The organism is Sphingobacterium sp. GVS05A (assembly GCF_019969845.1).
GTDB lineage: Bacteria > Bacteroidota > Bacteroidia > Sphingobacteriales > Sphingobacteriaceae > Sphingobacterium.
Genome location: NZ_JAHXYR010000005.1, coordinates 328503 through 347206, shown reverse-complemented (window position 1 = coordinate 347206; position 18704 = coordinate 328503). Strand labels below are relative to the sequence as shown.

The window sequence follows — 18704 nt, the reverse complement described above, 5'->3', positions numbered from 1 at the left end:
GAATTTGTCGGATATCCAACCTAAGCCCAATATAAAAAACAAATAGATTTGTTTATAATATTTTAACAATAAGACAAATATGAAAACAAAAAAGACATTAGGGCTAATAATAATGCTAGTTTTTGCGTTATTGATATCCTGTCAACAACAGACAAACAACCGAACAGGCTCGCCAGAAAATTCATCAGTTGCTAAAACAGCTACACCATCAGAAGCCGGTTATGTTGATGTAAATGGGTTAAAAATGTATTATGAAGTTTATGGTGAAGGTAAACCTCTAGTATTACTTCACGGATCCTACATGACGATTCCATTAAACTGGTCTCATGCCATCCCAATGTTTAAGGGGCGAAAAGTAATTGTTGCGGAAATGCAGGGACACGGACGTACCAGAGACATTGCGCGAAAAATTAGTTATGAGGGTATGGCAGATGATGTATCTGGCCTATTGAAACATCTTCAAATAGATAGTGCCGACATTTTGGGCTATAGTATGGGCGGTGGTGTGGCTTTTCAGATGGCCATACGGCATCCCGAACAGGTGCGGAGACTTATCGTTCTGTCTGGCAGTTACGCACATGATGGATGGTGGCCCGATGTGGAAGCATCTTACTCATCGATAACTGCGGATATATTTAAAGGTTCACCCATTGAGAAGCAATACGACAGTCTTGGCAATGATCCAAAACATTTCCCCGAATTTGTAAAGAAGGTAATTAGCATTGACCTGGAACCTTACGACTGGTCCAAAGAGGCAAACAAAATAAAAGCGCCCCTATTTATGGCTATTGGTGATGCCGATGGCATACAGTATGAACATGCATTAACATTATTTCGTGCCTTGGGTGGTGGAAAAATGGGTGATATACATGGATTACCTAAATCTCGTCTGGCCATCCTACCCGGGACAACACATATTGGTATGATGTACCGCATGGATTGGTTAGTTCCGATGATCGATGACTTCCTGAATTCTGACTTAAAAACAGCGGCACCAACTTTTTAGTGTTTTCTGACTGATCAGCGTCATTTTTATGCGATGGTAGTCAAGAGTCTACAAACGAATATTATCTAACTATAGCGCGGAAAGTTCCACAGCTTTTATTTCGGTCTAAATTTTAAATGGGCTTTAAATGTTTTTAAAAATTTAATATATATTTATGTATCTAAAACGAATACATGTTAGAAAATTTCGCATTCTATCTCTTTTTGGTTCTGTTGATTACCATGCTCATCATGCTGGCAAAAAAAATTCAGGTTGCATATCCTGTTTTGCTTGTGTTGGCGGGACTTTTAATAAGCTTTATTCCGGGAGTACCGCCTATAAAAGTCGAACCTGAATTAATATTTATTATTTTTTTACCACCATTATTGTATGAAGCCGCTTGGTCAACTTCCTGGAAAGAACTCTGGCGCTGGCGCAGGATTATCTTTAGTTTTGCTTTCGTCGTTGTATTTTTCACTGCATTATCGGTTGCAGTTTTTGCAAACTATTTTATTCCCGGATTCTCTTTAGCCTTGGGATTTTTATTGGGCGGAATAGTTTCTCCCCCTGACGCAGTAAGCGCAGGTGCAATTCTAAAATTTATAAAAGTACCGAAAAGACTGGCTTCAATTCTCGAAGGCGAAAGCTTGCTGAATGACGCTTCTTCGCTGATTATTTTCCGATTTGCAATGATTGCCGCTGCAACGGGACAATTTGTATGGTACGAGGCAGCAGGCAGCTTTATCTGGATGTGCATCGGTGGCGTAGGTATCGGACTTACACTTGCGTATATTTTCTTGAAAATGCACAAAATCCTACCAACCGATCCGAACACAGATATATTGCTGACTTTCATTGCGCCGTTCTCAATGTATCTGGCGGCGGAGGAGCTTCATGCTTCCGGAGTTTTGGCAGTGGTAAGTGGTGGGTTGTTTCTCTCCTACCGCAGTCACGATTTTTTGAGTAGCGCATCCAGAATACGCACGGTAACAGTCTGGGAAAGTTTTTGCTTTTTGCTAAACGGGATTGTTTTTATGCTCATTGGTTTGGATTTACCCGAAATTGTGAACGGTTTAGGGGATACTGATATTTACACCGCAATTGGTTATGGAGTTGCAGTTACTGCAGTGCTCGTTGTTGTACGAATTTTAGCGGGCTATGCGGCAGTAATTACCACTTTAGTGATGCGGAACTTTATCACTGTTGCAGATGCACAGTCTCCAGGCTGGAAAACGCCCATGATCATTGGTTGGACCGGAATGCGGGGCGTAGTTTCCTTGGCTGCGGCACTTTCAATCCCCCTAACTTTAGAGAATGGAGCTCCTTTCCCACAAAGAAATCTGATCCTTTTTATCACATTTGTCGCTATTCTGTTAACGTTGCTTGTACAGGGACTTACGCTCCCTTTTCTATTAAAGAAATTTCCGCCAATAGATCGAGATTTTGTCCGGACAGAAAAGGAAATTGATTACGAAATCCAAAACAAACTTGCTCAGGTGGCTGTAGAGAAAATTCGTAAAGATTACGCTGACAAAGTAGACAGCTTTCCGACATTGAAGGATCAGTTGCAGAAATATGAAAACCAATTGACCAGCTCGGAAATCATCATTAATTACGCTGAATACCGAAAAATCTATATCGACATCCTAGAAACTCAGAGAATGTGGTTGATCAATAAAAATCGTGAAGAGCTTCTGTTGGATGAAGAAATTATCAGAAAACATCTTCGCATTCTCGATCTTCAGGAAGAAAGAATGAATATGAAAAGCTAATCTTACTTTTGAACAGCAATCCTACGAATTGATGTTCAAAAGAGGATTAAATCATTACTAGTATGCATAAAGAATTGGCTTGACAAGAGTTATTACCTGAGGGTATTTCCCGCCCTGTGGATCAACTAAGAAATGTTATGTCCTTTGCGCATTCGGTAATAGGCATAACATTAGCCACACCCCTATTAAGAAGACGATACATACTGTTAGCCCGGACTGTAAAGCAAACAGATGGTTCGCAAGATAGCGCCCTGTGTCCAATACTGTATAAAAAACACCACCAATAACGCTGATTCCCAAAGCCGAAGCTGTTTGCTGAAATGTTGAAAATACTCCTGAAGCAGCACCTGCATCTTTTTCATGGATATTATTTAAAACAACATTTAAGAGAAATGGTAATACAAAGCCATTTCCAAGACCATAGAGTGCTAAAAAAAGCATCGACATGAACGGCTTGTCCTGCGCTGTGAAAAAGAAAATCTGTATTAAAAACGAAAGCAATATGATCGCTAATCCCAATTGTAAAACTGCCTTGCCAAACCTCGGAAGTAACCTCGAAGCAATTTGAGAAGACAACATAAAGGAAATCGCATGTGGAATAAAATACAAACCACATGTTAATGCCGTTATCCCTAATCCACTTTGTAAATACACAGCGATTATCAATAAATATCCAGTATGAAGCATAAAGTGGAATAATACAGCAAATAAGCCAATTCTAAAATCCTTTATTTTGAACAGTGAAAGATCAATCAGTGGATACTGTTCATTTAATCGTTTCTTTTGCTGAATAAAAACAAACAAGATCAAGAATACAAGTGACAGGATAAACAACACATAAAACCACCAAGGAAAGCTATTTTCCCGTCCCTCTGTCAATGCATAGATTAGGCAGGCTAGTCCGATTGTTAGCACAAAAGCACCTTGGTAATCAAATCTACCCTTCACAGTTTTCACCGTTTCTGTCAAATACCTATGGATCGCCAAAAGCGAAAGGATTCCAACAGGAAGATTAATAAAAAATATCAAACGCCAACCTTCAACAAAGAAATAAGTTTGGGCCAGATATCCTCCCAATACCTGTCCGATTATAGCCGCAATACTCAAGGTTATACCATACCATCCAATAGCAACAGCTCTTTCTTTCGTATCTATAAACAACAATTGAATCAGAGAAATTGATTGGGTAACCATAAAAGCGGAACTCACACCTTGAAAAAAACGGGCAATATTTAGCTGTGCTGCTGTTTGACTTAGTCCACAGATGCAAGAGGTTATTGTAAAGGCCAACATCCCCCAAAAGAAAACTTTCTTTTTGCCTAGAAAGTCTCCCGCTCGCCCACCAATGATCAGAAAACATGCACTACCCAATAAATAGGATGCGATAACAAGCTGTATTTCACCATCAGATGCATGCAGGCTACTTTTGATTGTTGGTATGGCAATATTGATGATAAATATATCAATAACATACAGTAAAGGTGCAGTAAGCACAATAAGAAGTGCATACCACTTATTAATAGTCGTACTCATGGAAATAGAATGGATGTTAATAAATTGTGAAATACAGGAATTAGTGTTGCTGCTTTTCTAGATCCAGCAACCATTTTTTTCGCCAGATACCGCCGCCGTAGCCGGTTAGGCTGCCATCGGCACCGATCACCCTATGGCATGGCACCAAAATGGAAATCCTATTCATTCCATTGGCATTTGCGATAGCCCGTAGCGCTTCGGGTTTTCCGATATGAAGTGCTTGCTGTTTATAAGACCTTGTTTGCCCATATGGGATTTCTCTCAACGCCCGCCATACCGCATTTTGAAAATCCGAACCTGGTGTAAACAGTGGCACTGTAAATTCTTTTAATCGACCTTCGAAATAAGCTTGAAGTTCCCTTTCTAGCAAGGGAAAATGGGGATTATCGCCCTGTACTATCGTTCCATTGAGCGCTTTCGCAAGATTTTTGAACTCTGTTTCGAGCATTTTCCGATCTGTAAACTCGAGTAAACATACGCCCTCTGGTACGGCGCAGGCATACATGGTGCCTAGCGGAGTCTCTATTCGCTTTAAATCAATCATACTTTGCTCTTTACTATTCTTAGGAGAGACTCCAAAAATATGTTTAAAGGAATCACCAAAGCCACTAAGGGATTCAAATCCGGAGTTGAAAGCTACATCGGTCACAGAAGCGCCATTTTGGATTTTTTTAAACGCCGAATTTATTCTAAACATCCGCTGATAAGCATGAAAGGTCATGCCATGGTTTTTCATAAACCAGCGTCGCAACTTGCTTGGTTCAATACAACGTTGACGCAGATCGTAGTCCTTGAACTTTATACTCGGATCGGCTGATAATTCGGCTATAATTTCTTTGATGTATAGAGGTGTTTCACTTAACATCTCAAGTGGATGGCATACCTTGCATGCGCGATATCCATGCAGGATACATTCTTTGGTTGATTTAAAAAATTCGATGTTCTCAGGTTTGGGTTTCCTGGCAGTACAAGAAGGCCGACAAAAGATACCTGTTGTCTTTACAGCAGTAAAAAATATACCTTCATAATTGACATCTTTATCAATGATAGCGTGATACATTTGTTCGAAACTTAATTCCATAATGCGATTATTTATAATGATAGAACAAATCTATAGCGAATACATTCCTTCTACAACCGAAAAATTGACAAGTATTTTTTTATTTACGAAGGATTACAGGATATATTCTTTTTTGCTATTTTATCCAACAAACATCTGTTGAAACATTTGATAACAACGAATATTTTGGTCTTATATTAAACGTACGAAACGATATTCACTAACAAGTAACATGAAGAGAGCCTTTCTATTTTTTACTCTATTATTTTGGATGCCCAAAGCTGTATGTACAGATCGATCAGACAATGCATATAGAAACAACAATAAAGGATAACCTGAATCAAGATTTATCTTACAATTTGCAATGCCGTTTCTCCTTTGGGAATGTATAACAGCATATCTACGAATGTTTTTCTGTTCATACCATTTTTATCTGTATCCATATAGCCCAATAAAGATTCTCCCCTATTGACACCTTTTCGTGGTTCAAGTCGAACCATTCTACCCTCAGCATAAAATTTCATTATATAATCCTCCAGTGCATAAAATGTCAGGAAATTTGGCTTCGGGTTCGAAAACGTTGTTGCGACAGATTTACCTTTTCGACCTTTCACTGTTTGAAACTTACTAATTATATCTTGGGAAAAATACTCAGATTGGTACCATTCAGCATCTGCCTTCAAAAATCGTGCATTTAAATCATCGTAGTCACCTGTTTCAAAAACAGCTATCATCTCCTTATAAAAACCAAGTACCTGCTCTTCGAGCTGTTGAGGATCCAACTGAGTCAAATCTTGTCCGTTCTTCCATCCTGCAAGTTGATAGGGAACAATGGCGGTAAAGCTAATATCGGTTTTATATGCTGTTCGTTTGGTTAAATCCTCTTTTTCGTCAACAGCCTTATAATACACAATTTCTTCGGGCTCCTTTAAAAGACCATCTTTCCCCCAACCAGTTTTCTCTATTTTGAGTGTAAATTTATCACCTGCTTCAAGAAAGGGCTTACTGATTCCTTGATCATCATAACCTGGATAAAGTTCAATGGTAACTTGTTGTTGTCCACTTTGAAGAATATAGGGATTGATATTTATCCTCGCCGTTCCCGGAATTTTATCGAAATTGGAATAAACCGGACAACCATTTATCAATACGCTGAAACTAAATAGGCTTTCAACTTCCAGTTGATAAAGAGGTTCATCTTTGAATCTGCGAACTTTTTCTGAATGATAGCTTATACGATTAGTTGTTGACATCGCCCTCTCTTTTTTTTCCTGTGCACATCCCCCACCACATATTACCGTTAATAGCAAAACCATTATCAATTTCACCATATCTATTGAACTTTTACCATATTTATCCTGTTGCATCATACAAAGTAAATAGATATTTTCACCTGTTAAGTATTCTTTTAAAATTCGTTGCAGTTCATTTAATATCCGTAACACCAGTCATGGGATTTCAACTCTTGAGATTTCTGGGATAGGCTCAACGGCAAATCGCATAATCCAATTGGCAGAGGTTGATTTTATAAGCTATCAATCAAATGCCATCCGAGGAGAAGACCGATAATAAGAAAACATGTAGACATCAAAGCAATACCATAAGAACCATAAGTAAAGCTTTCCGTCTCAATTTGTTTGGCCACTTTTCTATATTTGATATAAGCTAATACGACAGTAATTGAGCCTATAATAACAATTGAAACTCCAACGATACCTGAATATTCATGTTCAATATCGATCTTTTTTTTTGAGCTGAGCATGAGTGTTACCTGTTGTATAAATAAGGAAAATTTAACAACAACAAAACCAAAGCCCATGATCCCCAAACTCGTCGTTATCCAAGCTAAAAATGTACGTTCATTAGCTAAATGGTCGTTGATCTTTTTTGAATTGTTTTTTTCTATCATATGTTTTATAACAAATCTATTTGAAACTTCGTATGACGCTTATGAATAAATCCCGTAAGTAAACCATCGCGCGACCTATATTGTTTAGATTGGACCTCGAAATAAATAGTCCGTGCAGACATTTTCTTGAAACTAGGTGTAGAAAAAGGCTATTATCTGTTAATAACGACTATTTAGGACACCACTGTTAATCAAGAATAATAAGGTTGCTAAAAAGGGATTAGTTTTACATTTTGATAAGACATATTTCATTACTATTGCACTATTGCTCTTGAAATTTCATCTAAAGCTATTTTAAACAGCAATAAAGCCAAATAAAACACTCAGATAGTATTGATCAAAGCAATCAAAATGTAGCACAAATCATGAATATATTTCAATTAATTTTGATTTGTGCTACACAAAAAAGCTAGAGGGTGATTTTAAACTGTTTGTCCGTCGCCAATAAGACAATACTCAGCACACACATGATTAGTGAATTATAGAAATGATGGTATTCCTGATGAGCCATATGTGCTGTCAACGCTCCCACGGCAAACGGAAACAGAAGCAAGATACCGATATTCTTAAACTCTGGTTTGTATAAACCGATCAGAAGAAGTATAACACCAAACAACTCTCCTATTCCAATGCCCAACGTCCATGTTTTATTAAAGCCTAATGAATCCATGCTCTGCATCATAGACTGTTTCTGAAAGACTTTAAACAATGAAGCGTAACCAAATACGTATAGGTAATAGGCATAACTCAACCAATGAACAATAGATTTTATAGTTTCCATTTTTATATTTTATTAGATGAGCTACAAATTTCTTTATTAAATTGCATGAATAACAGTACGTACCAAATTGTATGATACCAACAAAAAAGTAAGTATGAACAATAGAAAAGAGAATTCCACCAACACAATCAATGAAACTTATTGGAAAGATCATTGTGGTATTGCATTTACCTTATCTACTATTGGTGGAAGATGGAAAATAAATCTGCTGTCTTATCTCCTCCATGAGGAAAGACTACGTTATGGTGAGTTGCGAAAAAGATTGGTTGGCATTTCGGAGCGCATGCTCATTGCTAAATTGAAAGAACTGGAGCAAGACGGGCTGATTAATCGAATTGTCTATCAACAGGTACCGCCCAAAGTAGAATATGAACTGACCGATCTTGGTCGCTCACTGGAAAAAATTTTGGTCCTCATGGATGAATGGGGTGAGAAAAACATGTAAAATACAGTCCTTATATCAATAGAAATATAAGGACTGTATATTAATTTTTAGAAAGCGCATAAAGGGCAAAAGTACCCAACCAATGCGATCCCATGTAATCATCTTTGGAAGTGATATTGGGTAATGAATATTTTAAATGTTTATTGGCCAAACCATGCAAATGCTTCAATTCCGGGAGTGCCTTAGCGATGCCATTCAGACAGGTAGCTCGGCTAAAATTCAATCCATCCAAGTGAACCAGATGTCCATCCGTACGATCTTTTACGATACCAGGTTCCAAATTAAAATCCGGATTAAAAATTTCAGGAAGAAAATCTTTCAACCATTTTCGATATTGGTCCTCTCCTAAAACTACACTCATGCAGAGCGCTTCCTCAAGACAGGGGGAAAGGAAATCACTACCACTGGGTTCAAAAGAGATATTACAGTTTTTATCATGATCATATAGTCTCACAGCATTTGTCGTCAACGATTTTTCGAAGGCAACATTATTTGTCCCCCGTGCATAGTCCAATGCCAATGAAAGACCAAAAGCTGAATTGTCGTGATAGCCTGTCCGGATCGGATAGACCAATTTCGGTAAATATTCCTGGTAAGCTTTCATAATATGCTTTGCCATTGGATCCAGAATTTTTGCCCAACGTTCTGCATCTGGATCTTTCCAGGTCATTAATTCTTTTTGCAACTGCAGGAGCCAAGCCCAACCGTAGGTCCGCTCAAAGTTCTTATTATTTTTATCCTGGAAGAAAGCTAATTCTATTGCTGCATTTTCGGCTGTGATATTGTGATTAAGCTGCTTCCGTATAGCTCCAGATTTGTCCAAATCCGGAAATTGCTTCAAAATCCGCACGATGGACCAATAGCCGTGGACAGATGAATGCCAATCAAAACAGCCGTAAAAAATGGGGTGTAGCGTCCGTGGTCCCTTCAAATCCTGATCACTTCCAAGCACCTGTCCCAATTTGTTAGGGTATTCAACTTCAATACAGTGCAAGGGCAATGTAAGGAGATGTTTTGCCTGTGCGCTATCCAGTTGTATCGGCGCATTGTTTGTACTTGTGTTTACTTTTACCTCCGAGTTGTTGTGACAGGAAATCGCCAAAACAGAACCACAGAACAATCCTATTATTCTTTTCATTTTTTAAAAATTTTATTCCATCTAACTCACAACCAAGACAGGTTCATAATTCATTATTATATTAGCTTTTATCTGAGGCTTCCTGAAGTAGCTGTGTTACCAAATTTGGCACTGCCACCGTCGCTGCCTGTTCAAAACATTGTACACGGCCCAACGCTGTACTATTCTGGATCTGTTTGTCTATTAAAAATGATCGGCAATGGCTCGGTGCAAATTCCCGAAGTCCTGCGGCAGGATAAACCTGTAACGAAGTTCCGATAATAATCAGGATGTCTGCCTTAGCAACGTGCAACATCGCCCGTTCAATCTCTGGCACAGCCTCACCAAACCAGACAATATTTGGTCGCAGTTGACTACCTTTTTCGCAGAGTTCGCCCATCTTTATCTCGTCCCCCTCAATTGGATAAATCAATCGATCATCAAGGGATGACTTGGATTGATCCAAACGGCCATGTAAATGGATAATCTTTGTGGAACCAGCCCGCTCATGCAATAGGTCTACATTTTGTGTAATGATCGTCACCTGGTAAGCTGACTCTAATTGACGCAAGGCGAGATGTGCTGCATTTGGCTGTGCGGCCGATGCTGCTTTCCGTCTAAGGTTGTAGAATTCCTGCACCAGTACCGGATTTTTGTTCCAGCCTTCGATGGAGGCTACAGCCATCACGTCATGCCCTTCCCATAGTCCATTCGCATCCCTAAAAGTAGGTATACCACTTTCGGCAGAAATACCTGCTCCCGTTAATACAACGATATTTTTCTTTTCCATTTGGCTTTTTAGTGCTTTAAAAATAAGAAAATCTCCCGATTTTGATAGATTCAGACACATTTTCTTTTGATAATGAACAACCTGTCTTATTCCTTTATCAACCTAGTAGCATAATTGTCTGGAAGCTCCAACCGAATCGAATCTTTGCTAGCAGCCGCCTTTCGGTTCATCTCATCAAAAGACCGTTGGTAATAGACAAATGCTTTGTTGGGTATATGCAGATCCTTGGCTTGCTTTACAGCAAATTGGTATCGGTTATCCACAAGTTTGACATGTTTGTAAATCCGATAAGTCACAAGCTGAATCTGTACCTTATCAAATGCCGGAATTGTCTTCAAATCGGCTGGCTCATGAAAATATTTTTCATCGAAATACATAAATTCATCGGATTCCGCCAATTGCTCCAGGTTTAATTTTCCATTGATTACTTCATTGCACAGCGAATCCGCCCGTTGTCGTTCCATTTTATTTCCATCTCCGGCACTGCAGGAAGCTAAGAGCATAACCGTTGACAAAGACAACAGAAAAATATACGATAGACTCATCTGACTAAGTTAGTATAAAAAATGCTTCTCTTTATAAGATATACATCAAATATTACCATTCATCTAGAACCAAAAAGCCCAAGATAGGATTATCTTGGGCTAGAAATAACTTAATAAAAGGGAGTTACAGATTATTTTCAATTGCGCCTACTTTTTCGCGGTGCAATGCTAAAGGCGAATCCAACAATACCGCAATCACTGTCATATTTTTATCCAAACGCTCTTTTGGTGCCTGGATATAAACTATCCCCGGAATACTGCTCCAATAGAGCTTATTGAAAATCTCATGGTTGATCATAGAACCTTCACCTACGACTCGAATACGTGCGATACCATTCTTTATTCCTTTAAGTGCAATAGGTCCTGTCGGAGTTCCTTCCACAAAAAGATAGAGGGTCTGACGATCCTTGGAAAGTGCACTTAAGCCTTCATAATGTCCCTCTGGCAAGCCTTTTCCGGTTTCATAAAGTGCTTCAGCATGCTTTTTAACCCAATCCAACACGGTTGGATTTGTCAGGTTCCCCGTAGGCAACTTAGTCTCCATACCGTCTAATGTCAAACCAGAATGATCGAAGATATTCTTTCCAACATGCAGCGTTGACGCAATTTGATTTAACGCAGTACCAATATGCTTGTTGTTTAAAACATTTTCCAGACTTACCTCTTTTTCCTGAGGAGCTTGCCATTGAACCTTATCCTTGAATTTCAACGCCAAAACAGTAACATCTTGGTCGAAGTTAACTTTCGTTAGATCCAATTGGATTGCTGCATCGGCAGTCGTTGCTGTCACCCTTGAAGCCGCATCCCCCACAACGGAAAGCTCCGAAACAGCTGTATTCAGCAAACCCTTTAGCTGTAATTGTGGTTTTTGCTCATATACATAGAGATAAAGTGTTTTCCCATCTTTTGACAAAGCGGACTTTCCTTGATAATTCTCGAATGGAATACCTGCTCTTGTACCATAGATAGCCGTTGCGTGTTTATTTGTCCACCTTCCCAACTGCTTCAAAATATTCATTTGCTCTTCAGGAATGCTTCCATCGGCTTTTGGACCAATATCCAACAACAGATTCCCACCCATCGAGATACAATCAACCAAGGTGCGGATAATCATGTTGGGTGATTTGTATTTCTTGTCGAATGGCTGGTAGCCCCAGGAGTCGTTCATGGTGTAGCAGAGTTCCCAAAACTTAGTTTCTGGACGAGTTACTGGAATACCTTGTTCAGGCGTTTCGTAATCACCGTGGTGGTTCAATCGCGAATTAATAATGATATTCGGATTATGTTTACGCAACAGCGCCAGAGTTTCCTTTGCTTTCCACTCCTCGGCACTATGCTCCCAGTCCCCATCAAACCAGATCAGTTCGGGTTTATACTGCTGTGATAACTCACTGAGTTGTTTCTGATAATATTCTACATAATGGTTCCAACGGTTGGGTTCTTTGACCAGTTCATAACGCTTTCTTGCGCGAGTAAACACATCATAATAGGGATGGCTCCAATCTGGCAATGAATAATATAAACCTGTATGCAGGCCCTCTTGCTGTATAGCTTGCACAAATGGTGTAATAACATCCTGTTTTGCAGCGGCATCTTTCACTGTTGTAATAGCCTTATCCGCTTTGGTATTCCATAAGGAAATCCCATCGTGATGTTTTGTCGTGATAACCGTATACTTTGCCCCAGCCTGTTTGATCAATTTAGCCCATTCCTTAGGTTTATAATTTTTAGCTGTAAATCCATCAAGCTGCTTGATATAATTATCGTGGTTAATATAATTATTGAAGAATGACCACGACTCTGAGATTCCATCAACGGAGTAAATACCCCAATGAATAAAAATCCCCAGTTTGGCATCCTCAAACCATTCCATTTTTTGTGCTGGTACATTGTTCTGGGCGGTGACGTTTAGACAGGTCGACGCCAAAAGAACAAAAAGAGAAACCTTTTGAAACTTCATAAAGCTAAATTATCAATTACATAACGAGTTTAAGCCGGCAAAATACATATAAATCGTCAGAATCCTATTGTGTAAGCGATAAATTACAGCGAGGAAGGCTTTGCTAAACCGTATAACTCCTCAATATTAGTGACAGAGTACCAAGCGGTAGAGGCAATGGGCACAATTATAATTGTATTTCAACGCAAATTTATCTAAGTTTGAAGGGTATGATCGAATTATATACAGACGGGGCATCAAGCGGAAATCCTGGACCGGGTGGTTATGGAACCATTTTGAGGACCATTTATACAGGCGACAACGAAGCATTTAAAGGGAAACTGATCGAAAAGGAATTTTCAGGAGGTTATCGAAAAACGACAAACAACCGCATGGAGCTGATGGCCGTTATTGTGGGGCTGGAAGCATTAAAAAATTTAAACCAAGCGGTTACTGTATATTCCGATTCCAAATATGTCATTGATGCGATTGATAAAAAATGGGTCTATGGCTGGATCCAAAAAGGATTTGCCGGAAAAAAGAATAAGGACTTATGGATGCGTTTAATGAACGTTTATAAATTACATAAAGTCAAGCTGGTATGGGTCAAGGGACATGCTGGTCATCCTTTGAACGAACGCTGCGATCGCCTGGCTGTTGCAGCTTCCAAAGATAAGAGTACCTGGAAGATTGACACAGTATTTGAAGTCGAAGAAAACAAATAGTGAATGCAATTATTCCAAAAGTCAGCTTTCTAAAATTGAACCCAGTTGGAATTGAATATCGTATGTTCAATTGTTATAGCAGAGCAGCAAATCCTTTGGATTTGCTGCTCTTTTGTTTGGTCTAGACTTCTTCGGATCAATTTGCATGTTCTCCCATATACCTGAAGCTCAGTTTTATCAATGTTTCCCCCTCCTAAAAGCGAAACGCTGGTGCAGCGATTTCTTGGGTTTTACTTGCTCTAAATTCCTTCATACTGACAGGTTCCTTGCGCTCCAATTCGATGAAATCCACCACCCCATTATCCTTTGCCCAGCGAAAATAAGCTATTGATAAGCGTGATACAATTTCGTGATGTTGGCTCGCTATATCTTTTCGTTCTGTGGGGTCTTGTTCCAGATCGTATAATTCCCATTTATAGGAAGGCCAGGTTGATACCAATTTCCACTTTCCGATCCGCGCGGCACGATTACCTGCCCGTTCCCAAAACAGACCTTCTTCCCGTTTGACCGTATCCTGCTGCTGTAACAGTACGGGAACTAGGCTTTTCCCGGGAAGCTTATTCGCCTGATGTCCTTGATATTCTTTTGGATACACAGCTCCAGCCAATTCATAGAAGGTCGGCGCTAAATCTATGATATGTCCAGCACCCTTTTTAATACCCTGTGCGATCTTGCCCGGAAACCAAGCTATAAACGGCGCGTTGATACCACCTTCATAGGTATAATCTTTAAAGGCCTTGAATGGTGTGTTTGATGCATAGGACCAGTTTTTACTTTGTGATTCGAATGAGCCCACCGTGCCAACCGGACCATTATTTAATCGAGCACCATGAAACCAACGAACAAGATCCTCTGCAGGTGCTCCATTATCAGACAGAAACACGATTAAGGTATTGTCCAATTGTCCGTTGTCTTTCAGTTTTTGCAATAGTTTGCCTACAGTCTGATCCAAACGGTCGACCATCGCGGCGAATACCTCCATTTTCTTGGCCCATAGCTGTCTTTGATCAAAAGATAAACGCTCCCAATCGTAAATATCCTCATCAGCAACAGAGAGTACTGTCCCATTTTCAATAATACCCAATTGCTTCTGACGCTCGAAACGCTCACGACGGATACTTTCCCACCCTTTATCATAGCGTCCCTTGTACTTGGCGATATCCTGTGGCAGGGCAACTAAAGGCCAATGTGGTGCAGTATGTGCCAAATACAAAAAGAAGGGTTTATCTTGACTTTTGATCTGATCCAAAAAGCCCTCAGCTGCCCGATTGATCAGCTCTGTGGAAAAGGAACTTTCCAAGGGATAACCCGAGGAATCTGTTGCCTTATTGAAAGTTGGAGCGCCCGAATCAGCATTCTTTTCCTCTCTCGGGAAAACTAAGTCAAAACCGCGATCCCAAGGTAGACTCTTGCCTTTACCAGATACATGCCATTTGCCTGATGTCGCTGTGATGTAGCCATTGGAGCGAAGGACTTCAGCGATGGTCAGCGACTCCGCATTGATATAACCCTGATAAGCCGGTAGGCCCAGATCATTTGAGAAATACCCCACCCCTGCTTTGTGCTGATACTGCCCTGTAATCAGCGATGCACGTGTAGGTGCGCAGATGGAGTTATTGTAAAACTGTTTAAGGCGTATCCCTTCATTGGCCAAACGGTCGATATTGGGGGTTGCAATCTCTGAGCCGTAGGCACCCAAATCTGAATACCCAAGGTCATCCGCGAGAATCAAGATAATATTAGGCTTTTTACTTTGTGCCAGAACAGTACCTGCCCATCCAAAAATAAGGGCTATATATAATGTTATCTTTTTCATCTGTATAAATTATTTGTTCATCAATTATTTTTAGATTAAGGCATTCACGCTGCCTTTGGCGGTATAAGTGTTGGTCTCATCGGTAAAAATGAGCTCAATCGTTCGGCTCACTGGACTTGAATAAATCATGATGGTTTCATCTATTTAAATCACCTGTACATCAATCAGTTACCTCCTGCACTTAGCGGAATTGACCGGTTGGCTTCAGCCGTCTATAATCTACCACGCCATTTTCTTTTGCCCAGACTGCATAACGAGCTTCGAGATCTTTGACGATCTCAGGGTATTGATCGGCGAGATCTCTATTTTCCCCGCGGTCTTCGTCGATATTATAAAGCTGCGGCTTATTTCCCTCCTTAAATAAGGAGACAAGTTTCCATTTACCATATCGAACAGCTTTGTTTCCCGCCCGTTCCCAAAACAAGGGTGCTTGGCGGTCAACCTGGTTTTTGTCTGTATGCAGTAGTTGCCGTAAACTTATACCTGGTAGTGGGTTGGTGGTCAGCTCCCCTTCTTTCGAAGGATATTTCGCTTGTGCAAAATCATACAATGTAGGCGCAATATCAATCAGGTGTCCTGTTCCCCGCTTCACAACATTGGCTTTAACTTCTTTGGGATACCAGACAATAAAGGGTGAACCGATGCCCCCTTCGTAAGGATTGTCCTTATAGCTTCGCAAGGGTGAATTGCCTGTTTGGGACCAACTGCTATTTTGCATATCATAGGAGCCTGGCAAACCAACGGTTTCGGTATTTCGGGATGTATAAATGCGATTACGTTCACCACCTTGGGCTCCGTTATCGGATAAAAAGATGATAATGGTGTTCTTATCTTTTTTTAGTTCTTTTAATGTCTGTCGAACTTTTCCGATGCTCTGGTCCACACGATCGACCATTGCAGCAAACACTTGTTGCCGACGTTGCCAGTATAGTTGTTCATCATAGGTAAGCTTGTTCCATTCCTGCACACTTGAATCCTTTGCAGCGATCATCTGACCCTTAGGAAAAACACCTTTTTGAAGTGCATTTTCGTAGCGTTTCACACGCAGGCTGTCCCAACCTTGTTGATATACGCCATTATATTTTTGGGTTTCCTCTTCCGGAGCCTGCAAAGGCCAATGTGGCGCATTAAAGGCGAGATATAGAAAAAATGGTTTTTTATCCTGTGCCTGCTCACGTAGAAAACCAATTGCCTGATCAGTGATTTCGTCTGTTAGATACCGATTTTTAGGTAGATAGAAGGCTTTGTTATTTCGATACAAGGGTACAGTAGGATTTTCGGGATCATTGATTTCATAAAAATTGGAGGCCCCGCCCACAAAATTAAAGGAGCGCTCAAACCCACGTTGTGCAGGCCATTGATCATTATCATCGCCGACATGCCATTTTCCGGAAATAATAGTCGAATAACCTGCTCCTTGCAGTATTTCGGCCAATGTCCGCGATTCGTGATTTAGAAATCCCTGATAGGCCGGCAAGCCGAGATTGACGTTAAAATAACCCATACCGGCACGATGGGCATATTGCCCCGTCAACAATGTTGCGCGTGTTGGGGCACAGATCGAATTGTTATAAAACTCCTGAAAACGCGTGCCCTGTTGTGCTAATTCCGTCAAATTTGGTGTATGAAAATCTGACCCACCATAAGGCTCTATATCTGAAAAGCCCAAATCGTCGACCAGGATCAAGACAATATTTGGCCGCTTATCCTGCGCTGTACTTCTATTCAGGAAGCAACTTAGACCGGTCAATAAAAGAATAAATACTGTTTTCATAATTTATCTCGTTTTGTTGAACTTATATTTTTATTATTTCGCCAACCAATCCGGATGTTGGACCAGTTTTGGGTTTAAATTTAGCTCTCGCTGCGGAGTTGGAAAATGAAGATGTCTAGCTGCTGCGTTTGTTTTTCCTGCAGCTTTCAGTTTTGCGATGTAATAGTTTGCTCCCCGACGTACGAGGTCAAACCAGCGCTGGTACTCATACACCAATTCCTTCCGGCGTTCTTCAAATACAAGCTCCCGAAAACTATCTTTATTCTCCTTATCCAGCACGTTCTCCACTCCTGCCCGTGTACGTACCGCGTTGACTGCATCTCTTGCTTCTTTCGTGGGACCATTTAACTCATTTTCCGCTTCAGCAAAAATGAGTAAGACCTCAGCATAACGGATGATGGGTGTATTCTTCGCAGACTGTGACTGGTTACCTACCACAGTCTCATCATAATACTTATTGAACTGTGGCTTAGCCAATGCATAGTATTTTCCGTCAGTAGGTGATGTCATGCCACTTGTAAATGTGATGGGGAGACGTTTATCGGTTGCTACGAAGCTTTTGTAAAGCCCACCTTCGGCATGTAGGGCGTCGGCATAATCCCCATTGATACCTGGTATATCGGCTGGTGCCGAACGACTGGCCAATGAATTGCCCTGATAGCCACTGTTCCCTTTAAACTGTGCCGAGAAAATATGTTCAACACCATTCTTTTTCTCTATATCAAAGACATCAGCGAAGCTCGGAAAAAGCGCATACCCCTCTTCATCAATCACCTCCTTAGCAATCAGTTTGGCATTTGTCCAATCCGCCCGGGTTAGATATACCTTAGCCAAAAGACTTCTGGCCGCTCCGGATGTAGCACGTCCCTTATCTGCATCGCTATAATTCTTATAATTCGGTAGACCGGAGGCCGCTTTCAGATCATTTATGATCTGTGCATACACATCATCTTCAGAGGCCTTTGTCACATACAACTCTTGCGTGGATAAGGTTTCTAGAGGACGTACCACAAGTGGAACTGGACCAAACCAGCGCACCAGGTTGAAGTAGTGCAATGCACGGAGAAATTTTGCCTCATTGATCAGACGCTGCTGTACCGTTGCATCAATCTGATTTTGTGTCATCGCTTCGATATGGACAATGTTTAGGTTTGATGCATTGATTGCATCGTAGCTCTGTTTCCAGAGTTGCTCCATTCGATCATTTGAGGCATCATGGGTCAGATTGCTTAGGGCACGTACATGGGCATTCCGTGCTCTGGGTCCAGCTTCATAATCATCTGTAGCCATCTCCACACCAATTTGGAATAGGCTGTTGTAAAGGGACTGCCCTGTCTCATACAATTTTCGATAAGTACCGGTTACTGCGGCAACGGCTTGCCCCTGATTGAGGTAAAACTGCTCCGAAACCAATGCGCTTTCGGGGGTTTCAGTCAATTTTGAGCAGGATATTCCTGTCAGCAAAATCAATACTACAGTAAGATGGAATTGTATTTTTTTCATTGGGATCTGT

At 40.6% G+C, this 18704-nt stretch carries 16 protein-coding genes; 4 read left to right on the top strand and 12 right to left on the bottom strand.

What is annotated here, in order from left to right; all coding sequences use genetic code 11:
- The first annotated feature begins 79 nt into the window (after positions 1 to 79).
- Together LC454_RS14960 and LC454_RS14955 are read left to right on the top strand one after the other, a co-directional pair.
- Entirely contained in the window at positions 80 to 1006 is a 927-nt protein-coding gene (locus LC454_RS14960; RefSeq protein ID WP_223583293.1) for an alpha/beta fold hydrolase, read from the top strand.
- Between the two features lie 173 nt (positions 1007 to 1179).
- Positions 1180 to 2757 carry a Na+/H+ antiporter gene (locus tag LC454_RS14955; protein ID WP_223583292.1) on the top strand — a complete coding sequence of 526 codons (1578 nt, stop codon included), beginning with the start codon at positions 1180 to 1182 and terminating at the stop codon, positions 2755 to 2757.
- A 135-nt stretch (positions 2758 to 2892) separates the two neighbouring features.
- Here the strand turns inward: LC454_RS14955 and LC454_RS14950 are convergent, their stop codons facing one another.
- The 5 genes from LC454_RS14950 to LC454_RS14925 all read right to left on the bottom strand — a co-directional run bounded on the left by LC454_RS14950 (position 2893) and on the right by LC454_RS14925 (position 8040).
- Positions 2893 to 4290, bottom strand: a complete 1398-nt coding sequence (locus tag LC454_RS14950; protein WP_223583291.1) for an MFS transporter — start codon at positions 4288 to 4290, stop codon at positions 2893 to 2895.
- A gap of 40 nt (positions 4291 to 4330) precedes the next feature.
- A complete protein-coding gene (locus LC454_RS26550; RefSeq protein WP_317196265.1) occupies positions 4331 to 5371 on the bottom strand; it encodes a methylated-DNA--[protein]-cysteine S-methyltransferase in 1041 nt (346 codons plus the stop codon).
- Between the two features lie 326 nt (positions 5372 to 5697).
- Complete coding sequence (locus tag LC454_RS14935; protein WP_223583290.1) at positions 5698 to 6603, bottom strand: hypothetical protein; 906 nt, start codon at positions 6601 to 6603, stop codon at positions 5698 to 5700.
- A 272-nt stretch (positions 6604 to 6875) separates the two neighbouring features.
- Complete coding sequence (locus LC454_RS14930) at positions 6876 to 7259, bottom strand: YidH family protein (protein WP_223583289.1); 384 nt, start codon at positions 7257 to 7259, stop codon at positions 6876 to 6878.
- Between the two features lie 409 nt (positions 7260 to 7668).
- A complete protein-coding gene (locus LC454_RS14925; protein ID WP_223583288.1) occupies positions 7669 to 8040 on the bottom strand; it encodes a DoxX family protein in 372 nt (123 codons plus the stop codon).
- A gap of 94 nt (positions 8041 to 8134) precedes the next feature.
- On the opposite strand from LC454_RS14925, the gene LC454_RS14920 reads away from it, so the two are divergent.
- Positions 8135 to 8485, top strand: a complete 351-nt coding sequence (locus LC454_RS14920; RefSeq protein WP_223583287.1) for a winged helix-turn-helix transcriptional regulator — start codon at positions 8135 to 8137, stop codon at positions 8483 to 8485.
- A 40-nt stretch (positions 8486 to 8525) separates the two neighbouring features.
- On the opposite strand, the gene LC454_RS14915 is transcribed toward LC454_RS14920, so the two are convergent.
- The 4 genes from LC454_RS14915 to LC454_RS14900 all read right to left on the bottom strand — a co-directional run bounded on the left by LC454_RS14915 (position 8526) and on the right by LC454_RS14900 (position 12897).
- Positions 8526 to 9623 (bottom strand): DUF2891 domain-containing protein, encoded by a 1098-nt coding sequence (locus LC454_RS14915; protein WP_223583286.1) that lies wholly within the window; start codon positions 9621 to 9623, stop codon positions 8526 to 8528.
- A gap of 61 nt (positions 9624 to 9684) precedes the next feature.
- Positions 9685 to 10392 (bottom strand): Sir2 family NAD-dependent protein deacetylase, encoded by a 708-nt coding sequence (locus LC454_RS14910; protein WP_223583285.1) that lies wholly within the window; start codon positions 10390 to 10392, stop codon positions 9685 to 9687.
- An 86-nt stretch (positions 10393 to 10478) separates the two neighbouring features.
- A complete protein-coding gene (locus tag LC454_RS14905; protein ID WP_223583284.1) occupies positions 10479 to 10937 on the bottom strand; it encodes a hypothetical protein in 459 nt (152 codons plus the stop codon).
- 124 nt (positions 10938 to 11061) lie between these two features.
- On the bottom strand, positions 11062 to 12897 hold the full coding sequence (locus tag LC454_RS14900) for an alpha-L-fucosidase (RefSeq protein WP_223583283.1): 1836 nt from the start codon (positions 12895 to 12897) through the stop codon (positions 11062 to 11064).
- 209 nt (positions 12898 to 13106) lie between these two features.
- Between LC454_RS14900 and rnhA the strand changes: the two genes are divergently transcribed.
- Positions 13107 to 13601: a ribonuclease HI gene (gene rnhA / locus LC454_RS14895; RefSeq protein ID WP_120257385.1), complete on the top strand. Its 495-nt coding sequence runs from the start codon at positions 13107 to 13109 to the stop codon at positions 13599 to 13601.
- A 193-nt stretch (positions 13602 to 13794) separates the two neighbouring features.
- On the opposite strand, the gene LC454_RS14890 is transcribed toward rnhA, so the two are convergent.
- The 3 genes from LC454_RS14890 to LC454_RS14880 form a co-directional block, all read right to left on the bottom strand.
- Positions 13795 to 15417 (bottom strand): arylsulfatase, encoded by a 1623-nt coding sequence (locus LC454_RS14890; protein ID WP_223583282.1) that lies wholly within the window; start codon positions 15415 to 15417, stop codon positions 13795 to 13797.
- A 181-nt stretch (positions 15418 to 15598) separates the two neighbouring features.
- The gene (locus LC454_RS14885; RefSeq protein WP_223583281.1) at positions 15599 to 17191 is read right to left on the bottom strand and encodes an arylsulfatase; all 1593 of its coding nucleotides are present in this window, start codon (positions 17189 to 17191) and stop codon (positions 15599 to 15601) included.
- Positions 17192 to 17224: 33 nt separating this feature from the next.
- Positions 17225 to 18694: a RagB/SusD family nutrient uptake outer membrane protein gene (locus tag LC454_RS14880; RefSeq protein ID WP_223583280.1), complete on the bottom strand. Its 1470-nt coding sequence runs from the start codon at positions 18692 to 18694 to the stop codon at positions 17225 to 17227.
- Between the last annotated feature and the right edge of the window lie 10 nt (positions 18695 to 18704).

Coding starts and splice junctions, on each gene's coding strand:
- LC454_RS14890 (WP_223583282.1), bottom strand. CDS start 15,417: ATGAAAAAGATAACATTATATATAGCCCTTATTTTTGGATGGGCAGGT.
- LC454_RS14915 (WP_223583286.1), bottom strand. CDS start 9,623: ATGAAAAGAATAATAGGATTGTTCTGTGGTTCTGTTTTGGCGATTTCC.
- LC454_RS14880 (WP_223583280.1), bottom strand. CDS start 18,694: ATGAAAAAAATACAATTCCATCTTACTGTAGTATTGATTTTGCTGACA.
- LC454_RS14910 (WP_223583285.1), bottom strand. CDS start 10,392: ATGGAAAAGAAAAATATCGTTGTATTAACGGGAGCAGGTATTTCTGCC.
- LC454_RS14950 (WP_223583291.1), bottom strand. CDS start 4,290: ATGAGTACGACTATTAATAAGTGGTATGCACTTCTTATTGTGCTTACT.
- rnhA (WP_120257385.1), top strand. CDS start 13,107: ATGATCGAATTATATACAGACGGGGCATCAAGCGGAAATCCTGGACCG.
- LC454_RS14900 (WP_223583283.1), bottom strand. CDS start 12,897: ATGAAGTTTCAAAAGGTTTCTCTTTTTGTTCTTTTGGCGTCGACCTGT.
- LC454_RS26550 (WP_317196265.1), bottom strand. CDS start 5,371: ATGGAATTAAGTTTCGAACAAATGTATCACGCTATCATTGATAAAGAT.
- LC454_RS14935 (WP_223583290.1), bottom strand. CDS start 6,603: ATGTCAACAACTAATCGTATAAGCTATCATTCAGAAAAAGTTCGCAGA.
- LC454_RS14925 (WP_223583288.1), bottom strand. CDS start 8,040: ATGGAAACTATAAAATCTATTGTTCATTGGTTGAGTTATGCCTATTAC.
- LC454_RS14905 (WP_223583284.1), bottom strand. CDS start 10,937: ATGAGTCTATCGTATATTTTTCTGTTGTCTTTGTCAACGGTTATGCTC.
- LC454_RS14960 (WP_223583293.1), top strand. CDS start 80: ATGAAAACAAAAAAGACATTAGGGCTAATAATAATGCTAGTTTTTGCG.
- LC454_RS14955 (WP_223583292.1), top strand. CDS start 1,180: ATGTTAGAAAATTTCGCATTCTATCTCTTTTTGGTTCTGTTGATTACC.
- LC454_RS14920 (WP_223583287.1), top strand. CDS start 8,135: ATGAACAATAGAAAAGAGAATTCCACCAACACAATCAATGAAACTTAT.
- LC454_RS14930 (WP_223583289.1), bottom strand. CDS start 7,259: ATGATAGAAAAAAACAATTCAAAAAAGATCAACGACCATTTAGCTAAT.
- LC454_RS14885 (WP_223583281.1), bottom strand. CDS start 17,191: ATGAAAACAGTATTTATTCTTTTATTGACCGGTCTAAGTTGCTTCCTG.